Here is an 11,787-nt window from a genome sequence, read left to right on the forward strand (position 1 = left end):
AGGAGACACCCGAGCATGACGACCGCCACCGTCAACCGTGACCAGTGGGACGACCACACCCCCGCAGATGTCCGTATCCCGTGGCGCAAGGTCACCGCGCCCGACAACCGATCCGGCCCGCTCAGCACACACCCCGTACTCGGCGAACGGGGCGTGGTGCACACCGCCCCGTGGTGGGTCGACGGGACCCTGTACACCGACAACGCCCGATGGCTCGCCCACATCCGCGATACGGCCCGCAGGACCGGCGCACCGTTCACCGAGGACGACGCGCCCGGCGGGCCGCCCGCCGACCACCTCGCCGAGATCGAGGCCATGCGCCGCTACGCCGAGACACACGGGATGCGCCCCGCCACCATCCCCGCCCCGGACACCGACGGCACCGCGCCGCGCGTCCGCCCGTACTGAACTCCACACCATACGAAGGGACTTGACCGCCCATGTTCATGCTCACCGGCCCGAACCACATCGACGCCAACACGGCCGTGCACCGGCTCACCGAGACCCGCAAGACTGATCTTGCCGCGCTGCGCCGCCGCCTGTCCGACGCCCTCACCGCCGCCCATACCTTCCGTGACCCCGACCTGACCGACGAAGCCAACAACCGGCGCCGCGCCGATATGGCCCGCGCAGCCCGCGAGCAGGCCGCCGCCGACCTCGACCGCATCGAGGCGCAGACCAACCAGGCCGCCGCCCTGGTGCGCACCGTCGCCGACAAGGCCACCGCCCCGCCGTCCGGCACCGCCGAGCAGCTACTCGCCGAGACCCGCCAGGCCCGCGCATGGGACCGCGCCCGCTCCCTGCTCGACGTCGGCCGCACCGCTCAGGACGTGATCGAGGGCGCCGACCTCGACACCCTGCACGCCCTGCGCACGGAACTGCCGACCTACCTCGCCGCCCAGCACACCAAGCCGCGCGGCATGGCCGCCGCCGAGTTCACCGAGCCCGACCCGGCACGCATCGTGCACACCATCGAGCGCGCCCTCGCCGACCGCATGCCCGCCGAGCAGGGCGCCGCACTGCGCGCCCGCCTCAACCTCGACACCATCGAACCCGGCCTACGCGAAACCCTCGCCGGACTCCGCCGCGAAGTCGACGGCACCGCCGACGCGAGCAACGGCCTGCGCTCCGCCATCGCCGCCCGCCTCGCCGACCAGCAGGCCGCCCCACAGCCCGCCGCGTAGGCGGCTGGCAGCACGCCCCCGCTTTGCCCCGGGGACGACGAAGCCCCGCCCGAAACGTCCGGACGGGGCTCGTTGCCTGTCTACAAGGGGCTACCCGCGCCCCTCCAACTCTCCGGGCACGGGTCCCGGGATGAGCGCCACGGCATGGTTCGGGCACGCGTACAGGGTCACCCCAGGGCCGCTCGAACGCTCGATGTACCGGACCGCAACGGGCACGTATGTCCACTGCTGGCAGCGGCAGCACGTCGCGCCGGAGGTCTCAGACGCAAGCTCAGAGCGGAGCAGCGCGGCGACGAATCGGGGGGCGGTCACGCGGCCACCTTCTCTCGCGTCACGACACTGCCGAGATCCATCGTCGGAAAGTCGTAGTCCACCCCGAGCGCCGCGAACTGGGTAGCCCAGAGCCGCTCACGCTGTAGGGCGGGCAATTCCCGGGTCTGTTCGTCGCGGAAGATGGCGCGCACCTGAGCGGATGACGGGCCGGTCCACGGACGGCCCCAGGGAGACACGGGCTCGGGCTCGGGGGTCTGCGCGGCGAAGTGTGCCGCGCTGTGGCGTCCGGGCCGACAAGGGGCGAGGACGGAGAGCACCCAAGACAGGGTGCGGGCGATAGCATCGCGCATGGTCGTGCAGCTCCTTAGCAAGCTGTCTCGGCAAGCCCCGATGGACCGGGCCTAATCGGTCTGTCGGGGCGTTCTGTTGTGTTCGGGGAATCACGCTAAGCCAACGTGTCTAACTCGTCCACCTGTCTAACAGGTCTGCCTGTCTAAGTCGCCCATGATTGGCCAGTTGTCTACGCTCTCCCCCATGCCTGAGCGCTCCCCGGACCCGCACACTCCCCGAGCCCCGTATATGCGGGTGCTGGACGCACTGACCGCCGATATCCGGGCGGGCAAGTTCGCTCCGGGTGAGCGCATCCCGTCCGAAGCCGAGCTGTGCGAGCGGCACAAGGTTGCCCGCGAGACAGCCCGCCGAGCGGTGCGTGTGCTCCGGGAACGCGGGCTCGTCGTCACCGAGTGGGGTAAGGGGACGTTCGTTGCCGGTCCCGCCGAGCGGGGCGAGGACAAGCACCAGGACGAGTAAGAGGCAGCGAAGCCCCGCCCATGCGCCGCGGGGGCAGCACACGGACGGGGCCGGAGCGGCACCCTCGCCGCTTCGGGGTAGCGGTGTCGGATCGGGTGCCAGGGACCGGCACGCGGACTGTCAGGGCAGCGTCCGCAGCGCCGGCGCTATCGCGCCCCCATGGATGCGCGCCACCCTCCACGGGATAGATGGCACACCCCATCGGGCGTGATGCGCACGCGCGCACCGAGCAACGGCAACGAGCCTTCCGCGTTCAGCCGGTTGCGGACGCGTTCCACGGCATCCCACAGACGTTGCGGCCCGCCCTGGTGCACTTCCGGCGGGTCGGTCCACTCGGCGGACGCGCGTGCCCATGATCCGTCCGGGTGCACCATGTAGGCGGTTCGTGTCCGCCCACTGGTGTCGTATCGGAGTTCCACGCCCGGTGTGGTGACTTCCAGCATGGACCGGAGTTCCCACGCATTCGCCACGTCCACCACGGGATAGCGGCCCGTGCTCGTCTCGTCCCCGTCTGCCTCACGGGCCAGGGTGAACAGCTCGGCGAGGGCGGGCGGGTAGTCGTCGCCGGACCGGGTGAGCATGAAACCCGCCATGTCCCGCGCAACCGTGCCCACCACGTCCCCGTTCCGGTCCTTCCATCCGGTGATGATCAGGGATGTGCGTGCAAGCGTTGTTGCAATGCGTCCGCCGGGTTCCAGTGCGGCAAGCACTGCGCGGAGTCCCGGACCGGGGGCGAGGGCGACCGTGCACACGATGCGGTCATACGAGCCCGGCACATCCTCGGTGGCGTCCGCAGCGATCATCTTCGGGCGGTACCCCATATCCGCGAGCCGATCCCGCGCTGCGCTGACTAGGTAGGGGTCCACGTCCAGACTGGTCACGTGTTCGTCCCCGAGTCGGTGACAGGCGTAGGCAGTGAGCCCGCCGGCTCCGGTGCCCAAGTCCAGTAGGGACAGCCCGTCCCCGAGTCGTCCGTGTCTCAGCATCCGTACCACCAGACTTGGCATGGTCGCGGATGACGTGGGCAGTCCCTCGGGTTGGTCTCCGGGCTCGGCGTGGTCGGCGTGCAGCATGCCGACCCTGGTGATCAGGGACCGGTCCGCGTATGCGGTTTCCGCCCACGCTTCCGGGTTGCTCAGTCCATCGTGCAGCACCCATCGGCCCGAGTCGTCCACGTCCCACCAGCGGGGTACCAGCTCGTGACGGGCGACGCGTGCCACGGGGGCGAGCCACCGTGAATCCGGGTCGGTCACCTGGTCCGCGAGGGTGCTTGCCTTGCTCTCCCAATCCATGGTGTCGAGCCTTTCAGGTCAGTACGCGGGGTCACAGGCTTCCGTGTTCGCGGGGTCGCAGTCACCCGAGTCGTTCGGGGTGCACGCGGCGCGCGGAGCGGGAACGCTCGCCGAGAGTTCCGCCCATGCCTTCCCGCCGAACAGCTCGGCGAGTGAGGTTTCCCGGACGTTGCCCGCCGGGAAGTCGCGCGAGAGCACGCAGCCGGCGAGGTCTCCGTTCGGGAGGATGGCAGCGCGCCCGCGGGTGCACCGCCCGCACATCTCGTCCAGCGTCAGTGACTGCCCCGGCAGTGCGGCACGCCCGACCGCACGCACCCGGTCCGTATTGATGTGCTTCACACCCATGGATTCCAGCTCGGCGCGCGCTTCAGCAACGCGCTGCCCCGGCAGGATGTCCACGATTCCAGCCCGGACCGTGACCCCGCGGTTGACTGCCTCGCGGATGTGGCACCGAGTGCGGACGTAGCTGCCCTTCCGCCGGGTGATCTTGTCGTGTTCGGCGGGGTCGTCGCTGTAGTAGCTCGTCCCGAGGGTCACACCCTCGCGGGTGAACACGTCCCACCAGTCGGGGGCGACGTGAAACAGGTTGCTGTAGATCTCGACGTGCAGCCCGAGGGAGAGCCCCAGTTCCGTGAACTCACGCCAGTACGGGTGAACGGTCGGCTCACCCCCGATGAGCTGAACGGTGCGGATGCCGAGCGCGGCAGCGTCCGTGATGACCGCGCGCCAGTCCGCAGGCGTCATCGTGCCGTGGCTCGCTTGCGGGCTGGACTCAGACAGACAGTGGGTACAGGTGAGCTGACACTTACCGGTGATCTCCAGCTCAAGAGAGCGGATACCAGCGAGCGGGCCTGCGGCGGGCGGTTCAAGGACGATGGTCACGGTGCAACTTCCCTCCGGTTGACGGGTGTTCGGAACTTGCCGGGCCGGTCGGCTGCCAGACCGTCACGCACGACAGCCGACCGGAGTTGAGCCCCGCCCCCTGCCACAGAGCGAGTCACGGCCCCGTGCTGCCCTGGTCCGGGTCCTATGTGGCGAGGGCGGGAGTATCAGCGCGCTACGTCCACGGGTCCGCAGCGAGGACGTACAGGGGGTGCGACAGCCCGCCGATGCGGTGAGCTATCAGCTCGGGCGTCACTGGGTCGGACTCGTCGGCGGGAAGCCGGACCGGCCAGACAGACAGGGTGTACGTGCAGTCCGCATCCGGGACCGTGACGAACAGCGGATGCCCGCCCTTGATGTGCTCACGTGCCTCGCGTAGCTCGTTCGGATCGGTTGCCCACACCCGGAGTTCCGCGGGGCAGTCCCGTACAGGCACGGTTACCGCACGCATGGTCGGCTGTACCCATGTCGAACGCTGCGGGTCGGGGTCGAGCCGGTCCGCGATACGCAGTGCTTCACCGCGGAGCCACCGGAGCACCAGCACGGGGGAAATGCTCGCTGTGGTGCTCAAGACATACGGCACGATCTCGCCCGTGCCGTACACCGGGCCTTCCGCGCGCACCTCCGCCCAGTAGCCCGCCGGCTCGCCGCTACCAGTCACGACGGGCACCCCCGCCACATGACCCACGGGCGTTCGATCACTTCGGCATAGCTGGTGTGCTCGGGGTGCTCACGCATGTGGTCGAACGCCCACGTCTGCGGCTCGGTCGGGTCCTCGCTCATGGGTGATTTCGAGGCACACTCGGTGTCGTCCTCAGTGAGCGTGAGGCACCGGAACGCGTACGTCAGAGGCGGTGCGTCGTCGTCCTGATCGGGACGTAACGTCCAGTCGACAAACCGGAACGTGCGGCAGGTCGCGGTGGTCACAGCCGCTCACCCCGGCTACGTGCGTTCGCGCGGGCGGTCTCGGCGTGCAAACGCTGTTCGAGGCTCGCCGGCTGTACGTCCTCCGGGGCAACGGTCCATGGGGTCCCGCCAGTGACGGGGCGGAGGGACCAGAGCCCGCACGACTCGCCGCGGAACTCTCCGACCCGATGCTGTGCATCCACCATCAGCGCGCCGGGGGCCGGGACGTGTGGGGGTTCCTGCCGCTCCGTGGGAACGTTCTTGCCGGACACGATCGCTCCTCTCCGTAGTGCTTCCACTACCAAGGCGATTCAGCGTGACCTAGAGTCGGAGTGTCTTCAACTTACGTAAGTTGCTTGTTGAGTTGGGCGGTGACCGTTGAACCGGAAAGAGCTAGACCCCGAAGCATCACCGAGCGCGAAGTTTGGGCAGCTACTACGCGCGTTACGGGATGAACGGGGGTGGACACAGGATGAGCTAGCTACGCGTGTCGGGTGCTCCGGCGCGCACGTTTCCGCCGTTGAAACTGGCCGTCGCCCTCCAACTCGCCGATTTGCGGCAAGTCTTGACAGAGCGTTTGGCACCGGAGACATGTTCGAGCGTCAGAGCCGAGCCGCCCGTCACACTGCGCTCATCGAAGGGTTCCCGGAGTACGTTGCACTTGAGGAACGGGCAGCAGAGATCCGGCTGTATGAAGTGGGCGTCATCCCCGGTCTTTTGCAGACGCCCGAGTACGCAGCGACGTTGGAAGCGGACGCGGTACGGCGGGAAGCGATCACCTCTGAGCAGGCGGACGAACGGGTTGAACTCGTGGTGAAACGGCAAAAAAGTCTTGTGCGGTCGCCGTCACCCCTGATCACCGCTGTACTCGATGAAGGGTGTATCCGTCGTCCGATGGGAGCCCCCTCGGCCATGCACGCTCAGCTTGCACGCTTGCTTGAGTTCGCCGAGCAGCCAAACACCGTGTTGCAGATTGCACCGTTCTCTATGGGAGCACGCAGACCGTTCAGCCTGCCCGTTACCGTGCTCACGATGCCGGACCGCTCGTTGGTGTCCTACGCCGAGTCCGCCCATCGGGGCCACCTCGAACGGGAAAGCACGTTCGTACTTCCGATGGTGGCGGCCTACCATCAACTACAGGCCGAAGCGCTGTCGCAAGCGGCGTCCGTGGCCATGATCGAACAGCTTCGAAAGGGCACCCCGTGACGACCGAATCCCCCCGTTGGGTCACGTCCTCCTACAGCGGCAACGGCGGCCAGTGCATCCAGGTCGCCACGAACCTTGCCGCCTCCTGCGGCGTGGTCCCCGTCCGTGACTCCAAGAACCCGGCTGGTCCCGTGCTGGATTTCCCTGCCGACTCGTTCGCTTCCTTCGTGGCGAGCGTCAAGGGCGGAGAGTTCCCCGCCTGAACCCGCAGCAGAACCCGAGTAACCGGCCCTCGCCACACGGCAGGGGCCGGTGCCATGTCTGCGCCGGGCGCGTGATCCGTGCGCTAGCCTGCCTCGGCCACCCGCCAGTGCCGATGGAGGACCAAGGGGTTAGCCCCGCACCCCTGTTGACCTGTGCCTTTCTGCTCGCCATTACTGGGTGGTTGACAAGCAGGGTTGGCAACGTCGTTCTCGACGCCACCCTCCTTCGCGGCGCACTCGTGTCGGCCGGTGCGACCCGCTCCGCTATCCACGAGGAGGACATCTCGCTCAGGGCGGTGGCCCATATCTTGTGGTTGTACGGGGCGAAGAACTCTTCCACCAGGGCCGGACCGTAGGTGGCCTCCAGCCACACGCCGAAGTCCGTTCCCGAAGAGGCCGGGCCGCGGGCCTGGGCCATGGCCAGATCGTCCAGGCACTTCTGGGCCTGGGCTCTGGGGAGGTGGTGCAGGTGCTGCTGGAAGGGGTAGGGCACCCACCGTCCGCTGTGCCGGACGAACGAGGCGCGCTCGTGACGCAGCAGCTCATGCGGCGCGAACAGCTCGTCCAGCAACGCGTCGAAGCTCTTCACCGTGGAGAACACGACGTGACCGCCGAGATCCCAGGTGAAGCCGGCCTCGTCGACGACCGAGGATCCTAAGCCCCCGACCGTCTGCGCGGCCTCCAGCAGTACCCAGTCGCGGTGACCGAGGCGCTGGAGTTCGTGAGCGCACGCGAGTCCGCACGGTCCCCCACCCAAGATCACCACCGGGATGGTGGAGCCTGCTCTGGTGTTCCTCACGACACTCTCCTCCTCGCGCGGCCGGACTTCAGTCGGTGCCTGCCTCTCGGCCTGTTGTCCTCTTGGAGTTGATGCAGGCGGCAGCCCGCGGACCACGGCCAGGGAGCGGGCGTCACCCCTCCGACAGGCGGAGCCGGTAGGTCTGGCGCGTGCCGTCCGCCGACAGGGGCAAGACAGGTGCGAAGCCGAGGTGTTCGTAAAAGCCCCGGGCGTCCCGGCCAGGGTGGTCCGGCCCGAACGTCGTCACCTCGACGGTGCCCGGCGCGACGGCGAGGTCACGCAGAGCGGAGCGAACCAGCAGTCCACCGATGCCCCGGCCCCGCCAGGCGCCGCCGACCGCCAGCCAGCTGATCTCGTAGAGCGGGGGATGCACCGACATCAGCAGCCCGCCGGCGAGCGCGCCGCCGGGCACATCCGGCGTATCGCGTACGCACAGGGCGGTCCCGCGCTTGATGTTGCGTTCCACGGCCTCCCGGAACTGCGGATCGTCGACCATGGGGCCGAACAGATCCTCGACCTCGCCCGCCAGGCGCAGCCATGCGGGAAGATCGGCCTGGACGGCGGGAACAGCCTGCATGAGCGCTCTCCTGACAGGACGGGACCGGTGTTGCCGCGCGGATCTTTCGTGATCGCTCAGCCATGGTCCGCTTCTTCCTCGCCGCCGACGAGAGGGCGTCCGAGGCGAAACCACACCTGCTTCCCGGTGAGCAGGGGCTGGGTCTGCAGCTCCTCGGTGAGCGCGGCCAGCAGGAACAGGCCCCGGCCGCACTCGGCGTCGTCCACCGGCTCTTTCACCGCGGGGAGCGCGTCGTCGAAGTCGGTGACGCCGACCAGGACGCCGTCGGGCATCTCACGGATCAGGAGTTCGCAGTCGCCCGGAGTGTGTTTCCAGACATTCGTCAGCAGCTCGGTGACGCCGAGCTCGGCCACAAAGCTCAGGTCGCTCTTGTGCCACATCCGCAGCAGGATCCGCACGATCTCGCGCACGGGCTCCATCGCATCGGGGCTAATCTCCGGCAGCACCATGTGGTGCTGCCGGACCGGGCTGATCACCATCCCAGGCACTGGCCCTCCAAGCGGCGCGGACGTGCACCCGATCGCGGTGGCACCGCGTAACCGGTACGCCACCGTCCGAGTAGGCGAGACTCGATGATGGACCGCCAACTACCCTTGCGGCAAGAAGGCCCTTGAGGAAAGTCTTCCCCTTCAGGGATTTGGCATATTCCCGAACTGGCGCAGACGCTAGCCTGTCGCCCAACACAAGGAGGTGGGGATGCCGGTTGAGCCGACCCCGCGACGCCGACGCCTGGGCGCGGAGCTCCGGCGCATCCGCGAAGCCCTGGGCTGGACGCAGGAGGAGGCAGCTCGCCGCCTCGGGTATCAGTCCCTCTCCACCGTCAGCAAGATCGAGAAGGGGGTGCAGGGACTCAAGATCCAGCAACTGCCGCACTTCTTCGAGGTCTACCAGATCGACGACCCGGCCCTGCGCGACGAATTGCGCAACCTTGTGCGCCGCGCCGGCGAGGCCGACTGGTGGCAGCGGTACGAGGGCGTTGTCGACGACCCGCTCGGCGACTACCTCTCCCTGGTGGAGAGCGCCAGCAGCCTGTTCGTCTTCAACCCCGTCGCCATCCACGGTCTGCTGCAGACGCCCGAGTACGCCCGGGCCGTCACCGAAGGCAGCCGGGCCTGGAAGACCCCGGAGGACATCGACCGCTTCGTAGCCATGCGCCAGGAGCACCAGAAGAACATGCTGGAGCGCGACCCTGCGCTGAAGATATGGGCGGTCCTTCCCGAAGGGCTCCTGCGCCAGGAGGTCGGGGGCAAGGCCGTCATGCGGGCCCAGATCGAGCACCTGATCGGGCTTGCCCGCACGGACCCGAACATCACCATCCAGGTCCTGCCCTACCGGGCCGGCGCACACGCCGGGATGGACGGGCACTTCATGCTCATGTCCTTCCCGACGGGCCGGGACCTCGTGTGCATCGAGTCCATCCGGGCCCTGCTCCACCTCAACGAGCCAGACACGGTGGAGGTGTACCGCACCACCAGCGACATGCTCAAATCCGACGCCCTCTCCCAGAAGGCGTCCGTACCACTCCTCACCACCATCGCCAAGGATCTTGCATGAACAAGAACGAGCTCGACCCGTCCTGGGTCGAGTCCCAGCTGCGCGACGCCCAGTGGCAGACCAGCAGCAGCGGCGGCCAGACCTGCGTCCAGGTCGCCTTCCTCGACCAGGGAATCGTGGCCCTGCGCGATTCCAAGAACACCGGCAAGGCCCCGCACCTGTTCACCGACGCCGAATACGACGCATTCATCGGCGGCATCCTCCGCGGCGAACTCCGACGCAACTGATCTGCTCCGCTTCTGACTGCCGGCCAGCCCAGATCGGGCTGGCCAGCTACGCCGGGGAGTGCTGTTCGCCGACGACGGCGTACAGGTGCTCGCCATGTGCCCAGCGCTTGAGCTCCGGCCGCCCGATGAGCACGATGTCGTGCCGCTCGGCGAACTCGGTTGCAGGCTTGGTGAATCCGTTGAGAGCGACGATGACGGCGACGTCCGCGCCATGCTCGGGACGCGCGGTGCCGTTGAACTTCTGCAACGCCCCAGACCCGACCGGCGCGGCGTCGGGTAGGCCCGGCGCATTGCTGCGCCAGGCCCCCCCCTCAGAACCGGACGTGCCAGTCATCCCAGCATCCGGCTCAAGCGGGCTGCAAGCTCGCTTGAGGTTTCCCTTTTGTGCGGCTGTCGAGGGCGTGGTGTTCCCTGTGACAGTCTGCGTGCATCAGCTCCAGGTTCGACCTTTCGTCTGAGCCTCCGTCACGTCGGTAAACGAGATGGTGCACATGCAACCGTCTCGCTGAGGCCGAGAACCATTGGACCCACTCGCGTACGTCCTGTGGTTCGAACTCAGCACCTTCGATCAGGTCTAGCCCACACTTCGGACACAATCCCTTCTGTCGCACTGCCAGGTTAGTTACCCATTTCCTGGAGTTTGGTTGCGTGCGTTTCCGGGATCGGTTGGCCCAGTATTCGATCAGGCTAGGGTCGTCCTTGGAGGCACGCCCCTTTACGAGCGCATGCCTGACGATTTTGGTCCAACTGAACTTAATGAGGTACAGGCCGCTCTCTCTATGGCCGAATACCCATCGATCCTGTCTTTCCGGGTTGAACGCCCCCCAGTAGTGAGCGATCATCCATTGTCGCCCCTTACTGTGGTGCCTTCGCAGAGCCCATCCCTAGAGCCGCTGGAACATGTATGTGTCCAGCATCGCGAAGACGTTACTGGAGACGACCCCTCGGTAGTACGTAGACCATCCGCGAATTATGGGGTTAAGCCCCCTGATGACAGAGTCCAAGGGCCAGGCCACCATGGTGCGGATGCGCTCCTTGAGCGTTCGAGTAAGTCGTTTGATGGCATCCTTGCTCGGCTTGATAATCACCTTTCCATTGCGTGGTCGCTGGATGTTGAATCCCAGGAAGTCGAATCCCTCGCTGAGGTGGACCACTCGGGTCTTTTCCTCATTGAAAGTCAGCCCCTTGGGAGCGAGCCACCGGGTAAGGCGATGTTTTACCAGGAGCGCTTCTTCCTTCGTGGTGCAGAGCACTACGAAATCGTCGGCGTACCTAATCAAGGACGGAGCGGCGGGATTGGCGCGCGTGGTTCTTTCTGCCGCCCCCGCCGCCTGAGTCATCCCGTGGAGCGCGATGTTGAGAAGGAGCGGACTTACGACTCCTCCCTGGGGTGTTCCTTCGCTTGTTGGCGCGAACCGCCCACTTTCCATCACCCCCGCCTTCAGCCACCGCCGGATCATGTTGCGACCCGGGAAGGATGCGATGGCTTCAAGAAGACGATCATGGTTGATGCGGTCAAAGGCAGCCGCCAAGTCGGCGTCCAGCACCCACTGTCGCTTCGTGTGCTTTCCCGAGGTGACAGTGTGGATGGTGCTGATGGCGTCGTGACAGCTTCGGCCCGGGCGGAAGCCGTAGCTTCGAGCCTCGAACCGTGCCTCCCACTCTGGCTCCAGAGCATTCTTGACCCTGGCCTGATGCACTCGGTCCCGGATTACTGGCACGGCGGCTTCATACTGCCCCTCCTGCTGTGATGGTTCGGGTCTTCGGGGTGAGGTGCCCGGATTCGGCGATGCGCCGCAGGCAGGCGGTCTCGGTCTCTTCGTCCCAGGGGACGCACCAGCGTCCGCTCGGAGTCTTGCGGGCGGCCAGATGGC

Annotated in this window: 18 protein-coding genes; 7 read left to right on the forward strand and 11 right to left on the reverse strand. The window is 67.2% G+C overall.

Annotated elements, in window-relative coordinates:
* Window positions 1-15 precede the first annotated feature (15 nt).
* Window positions 16-408 (forward strand): hypothetical protein, encoded by a 393-nt coding sequence (locus QCN29_RS32270; RefSeq protein WP_279932601.1) that lies wholly within the window; start codon window positions 16-18, stop codon window positions 406-408.
* Window positions 409-440: 32 nt separating this feature from the next.
* Window positions 441-1,184 (forward strand): hypothetical protein, encoded by a 744-nt coding sequence (locus tag QCN29_RS32275; protein WP_279932602.1) that lies wholly within the window; start codon window positions 441-443, stop codon window positions 1,182-1,184.
* A 308-nt stretch (window positions 1,185-1,492) separates the two neighbouring features.
* On the opposite strand, the gene QCN29_RS32280 is transcribed toward QCN29_RS32275, so the two are convergent.
* On the reverse strand, window positions 1,493-1,807 hold the full coding sequence (locus QCN29_RS32280) for a hypothetical protein (RefSeq protein ID WP_123188600.1): 315 nt from the start codon (window positions 1,805-1,807) through the stop codon (window positions 1,493-1,495).
* A gap of 184 nt (window positions 1,808-1,991) precedes the next feature.
* Between QCN29_RS32280 and QCN29_RS32285 the strand changes: the two genes are divergently transcribed.
* On the forward strand, window positions 1,992-2,267 hold the full coding sequence (locus QCN29_RS32285) for a GntR family transcriptional regulator (RefSeq protein ID WP_279932604.1): 276 nt from the start codon (window positions 1,992-1,994) through the stop codon (window positions 2,265-2,267).
* 146 nt (window positions 2,268-2,413) lie between these two features.
* Here QCN29_RS32285 and QCN29_RS32290 read toward each other — a convergent pair whose 3' ends face one another.
* From QCN29_RS32290 to QCN29_RS32305, 4 genes are all read right to left on the reverse strand, one after another.
* Complete coding sequence (locus QCN29_RS32290; RefSeq protein WP_279932605.1) at window positions 2,414-3,559, reverse strand: methyltransferase domain-containing protein; 1,146 nt, start codon at window positions 3,557-3,559, stop codon at window positions 2,414-2,416.
* Between the two features lie 18 nt (window positions 3,560-3,577).
* Window positions 3,578-4,441: a radical SAM protein gene (locus QCN29_RS32295; RefSeq protein ID WP_279932607.1), complete on the reverse strand. Its 864-nt coding sequence runs from the start codon at window positions 4,439-4,441 to the stop codon at window positions 3,578-3,580.
* A gap of 175 nt (window positions 4,442-4,616) precedes the next feature.
* The gene (locus QCN29_RS32300; protein WP_279932608.1) at window positions 4,617-5,102 is read right to left on the reverse strand and encodes a hypothetical protein; all 486 of its coding nucleotides are present in this window, start codon (window positions 5,100-5,102) and stop codon (window positions 4,617-4,619) included.
* Window positions 5,099-5,368, reverse strand: a complete 270-nt coding sequence (locus QCN29_RS32305) for a DUF7848 domain-containing protein (protein ID WP_279932610.1) — start codon at window positions 5,366-5,368, stop codon at window positions 5,099-5,101. Before QCN29_RS32305 ends, QCN29_RS32300 begins: the two co-directional genes overlap by 4 nt.
* 357 nt (window positions 5,369-5,725) lie before the next feature.
* Between QCN29_RS32305 and QCN29_RS32315 the strand changes: the two genes are divergently transcribed.
* Window positions 5,726-6,553 (forward strand): helix-turn-helix domain-containing protein, encoded by an 828-nt coding sequence (locus tag QCN29_RS32315; RefSeq protein WP_279932612.1) that lies wholly within the window; start codon window positions 5,726-5,728, stop codon window positions 6,551-6,553.
* On the forward strand, window positions 6,550-6,756 hold the full coding sequence (locus tag QCN29_RS32320) for a DUF397 domain-containing protein (protein WP_279932613.1): 207 nt from the start codon (window positions 6,550-6,552) through the stop codon (window positions 6,754-6,756). Before QCN29_RS32315 ends, QCN29_RS32320 begins: the two co-directional genes overlap by 4 nt.
* Here the strand turns inward: QCN29_RS32320 and QCN29_RS32325 are convergent.
* From QCN29_RS32325 to QCN29_RS32335, 3 genes are all read right to left on the reverse strand, one after another.
* The gene (locus QCN29_RS32325; RefSeq protein ID WP_279932614.1) at window positions 6,731-7,555 is read right to left on the reverse strand and encodes a protoporphyrinogen/coproporphyrinogen oxidase; all 825 of its coding nucleotides are present in this window, start codon (window positions 7,553-7,555) and stop codon (window positions 6,731-6,733) included. The two genes, QCN29_RS32320 and QCN29_RS32325, sit on opposite strands and share 26 nt — an antisense overlap.
* Window positions 7,556-7,667: 112 nt before the next feature.
* Window positions 7,668-8,132: a GNAT family N-acetyltransferase gene (locus QCN29_RS32330; RefSeq protein ID WP_279932615.1), complete on the reverse strand. Its 465-nt coding sequence runs from the start codon at window positions 8,130-8,132 to the stop codon at window positions 7,668-7,670.
* Window positions 8,133-8,188: 56 nt separating this feature from the next.
* A complete protein-coding gene (locus QCN29_RS32335) occupies window positions 8,189-8,611 on the reverse strand; it encodes an ATP-binding protein (RefSeq protein WP_279932616.1) in 423 nt (140 codons plus the stop codon).
* A 217-nt stretch (window positions 8,612-8,828) separates the two neighbouring features.
* Here QCN29_RS32335 and QCN29_RS32340 point away from each other — a divergent pair, with 217 nt between their 5' ends.
* The gene (locus QCN29_RS32340) at window positions 8,829-9,686 is read left to right on the forward strand and encodes a helix-turn-helix domain-containing protein (protein WP_279932617.1); all 858 of its coding nucleotides are present in this window, start codon (window positions 8,829-8,831) and stop codon (window positions 9,684-9,686) included.
* The gene (locus tag QCN29_RS32345; RefSeq protein ID WP_279932618.1) at window positions 9,683-9,913 is read left to right on the forward strand and encodes a DUF397 domain-containing protein; all 231 of its coding nucleotides are present in this window, start codon (window positions 9,683-9,685) and stop codon (window positions 9,911-9,913) included. The genes QCN29_RS32340 and QCN29_RS32345 overlap by 4 nt, the downstream gene beginning before the upstream one ends.
* A 46-nt stretch (window positions 9,914-9,959) precedes the next feature.
* On the opposite strand, the gene QCN29_RS32350 is transcribed toward QCN29_RS32345, so the two are convergent.
* The 3 genes from QCN29_RS32350 to QCN29_RS32360 are packed head-to-tail and all read right to left on the reverse strand — an operon-like array spanning window position 9,960 to window position 11,634.
* Entirely contained in the window at window positions 9,960-10,247 is a 288-nt protein-coding gene (locus tag QCN29_RS32350; RefSeq protein ID WP_318036758.1) for a restriction endonuclease, read from the reverse strand.
* 13 nt (window positions 10,248-10,260) lie between these two features.
* On the reverse strand, window positions 10,261-10,755 hold the full coding sequence (locus QCN29_RS32355; protein ID WP_279932619.1) for an HNH endonuclease: 495 nt from the start codon (window positions 10,753-10,755) through the stop codon (window positions 10,261-10,263).
* Window positions 10,756-10,797: 42 nt separating this feature from the next.
* Entirely contained in the window at window positions 10,798-11,634 is an 837-nt protein-coding gene (locus QCN29_RS32360; RefSeq protein ID WP_279932621.1) for a reverse transcriptase domain-containing protein, read from the reverse strand.
* Window positions 11,635-11,787 lie beyond the last annotated feature (153 nt).

This window comes from Streptomyces chengmaiensis (assembly GCF_029846775.1).
In the GTDB taxonomy this organism is placed as follows: Bacteria; Actinomycetota; Actinomycetes; order Streptomycetales; family Streptomycetaceae; genus Streptomyces; species Streptomyces chengmaiensis.

Bases quoted from the DNA above. Each gene is read 5' to 3' on its own strand.
- QCN29_RS32270 (WP_279932601.1), top strand. From the start codon at position 16: ATGACGACCGCCACCGTCAACCGTGACCAGTGGGACGACCACACCCCC.
- QCN29_RS32275 (WP_279932602.1), top strand. From the start codon at position 441: ATGTTCATGCTCACCGGCCCGAACCACATCGACGCCAACACGGCCGTG.
- QCN29_RS32280 (WP_123188600.1), bottom strand. From the start codon at position 1,807: ATGCGCGATGCTATCGCCCGCACCCTGTCTTGGGTGCTCTCCGTCCTC.
- QCN29_RS32285 (WP_279932604.1), top strand. From the start codon at position 1,992: ATGCCTGAGCGCTCCCCGGACCCGCACACTCCCCGAGCCCCGTATATG.
- QCN29_RS32290 (WP_279932605.1), bottom strand. From the start codon at position 3,559: ATGGATTGGGAGAGCAAGGCAAGCACCCTCGCGGACCAGGTGACCGAC.
- QCN29_RS32330 (WP_279932615.1), bottom strand. From the start codon at position 8,132: ATGCAGGCTGTTCCCGCCGTCCAGGCCGATCTTCCCGCATGGCTGCGC.
- QCN29_RS32335 (WP_279932616.1), bottom strand. From the start codon at position 8,611: ATGGTGATCAGCCCGGTCCGGCAGCACCACATGGTGCTGCCGGAGATT.
- QCN29_RS32340 (WP_279932617.1), top strand. From the start codon at position 8,829: ATGCCGGTTGAGCCGACCCCGCGACGCCGACGCCTGGGCGCGGAGCTC.
- QCN29_RS32345 (WP_279932618.1), top strand. From the start codon at position 9,683: ATGAACAAGAACGAGCTCGACCCGTCCTGGGTCGAGTCCCAGCTGCGC.
- QCN29_RS32350 (WP_318036758.1), bottom strand. From the start codon at position 10,247: ATGACTGGCACGTCCGGTTCTGAGGGGGGGGCCTGGCGCAGCAATGCG.
- QCN29_RS32355 (WP_279932619.1), bottom strand. From the start codon at position 10,755: ATGATCGCTCACTACTGGGGGGCGTTCAACCCGGAAAGACAGGATCGA.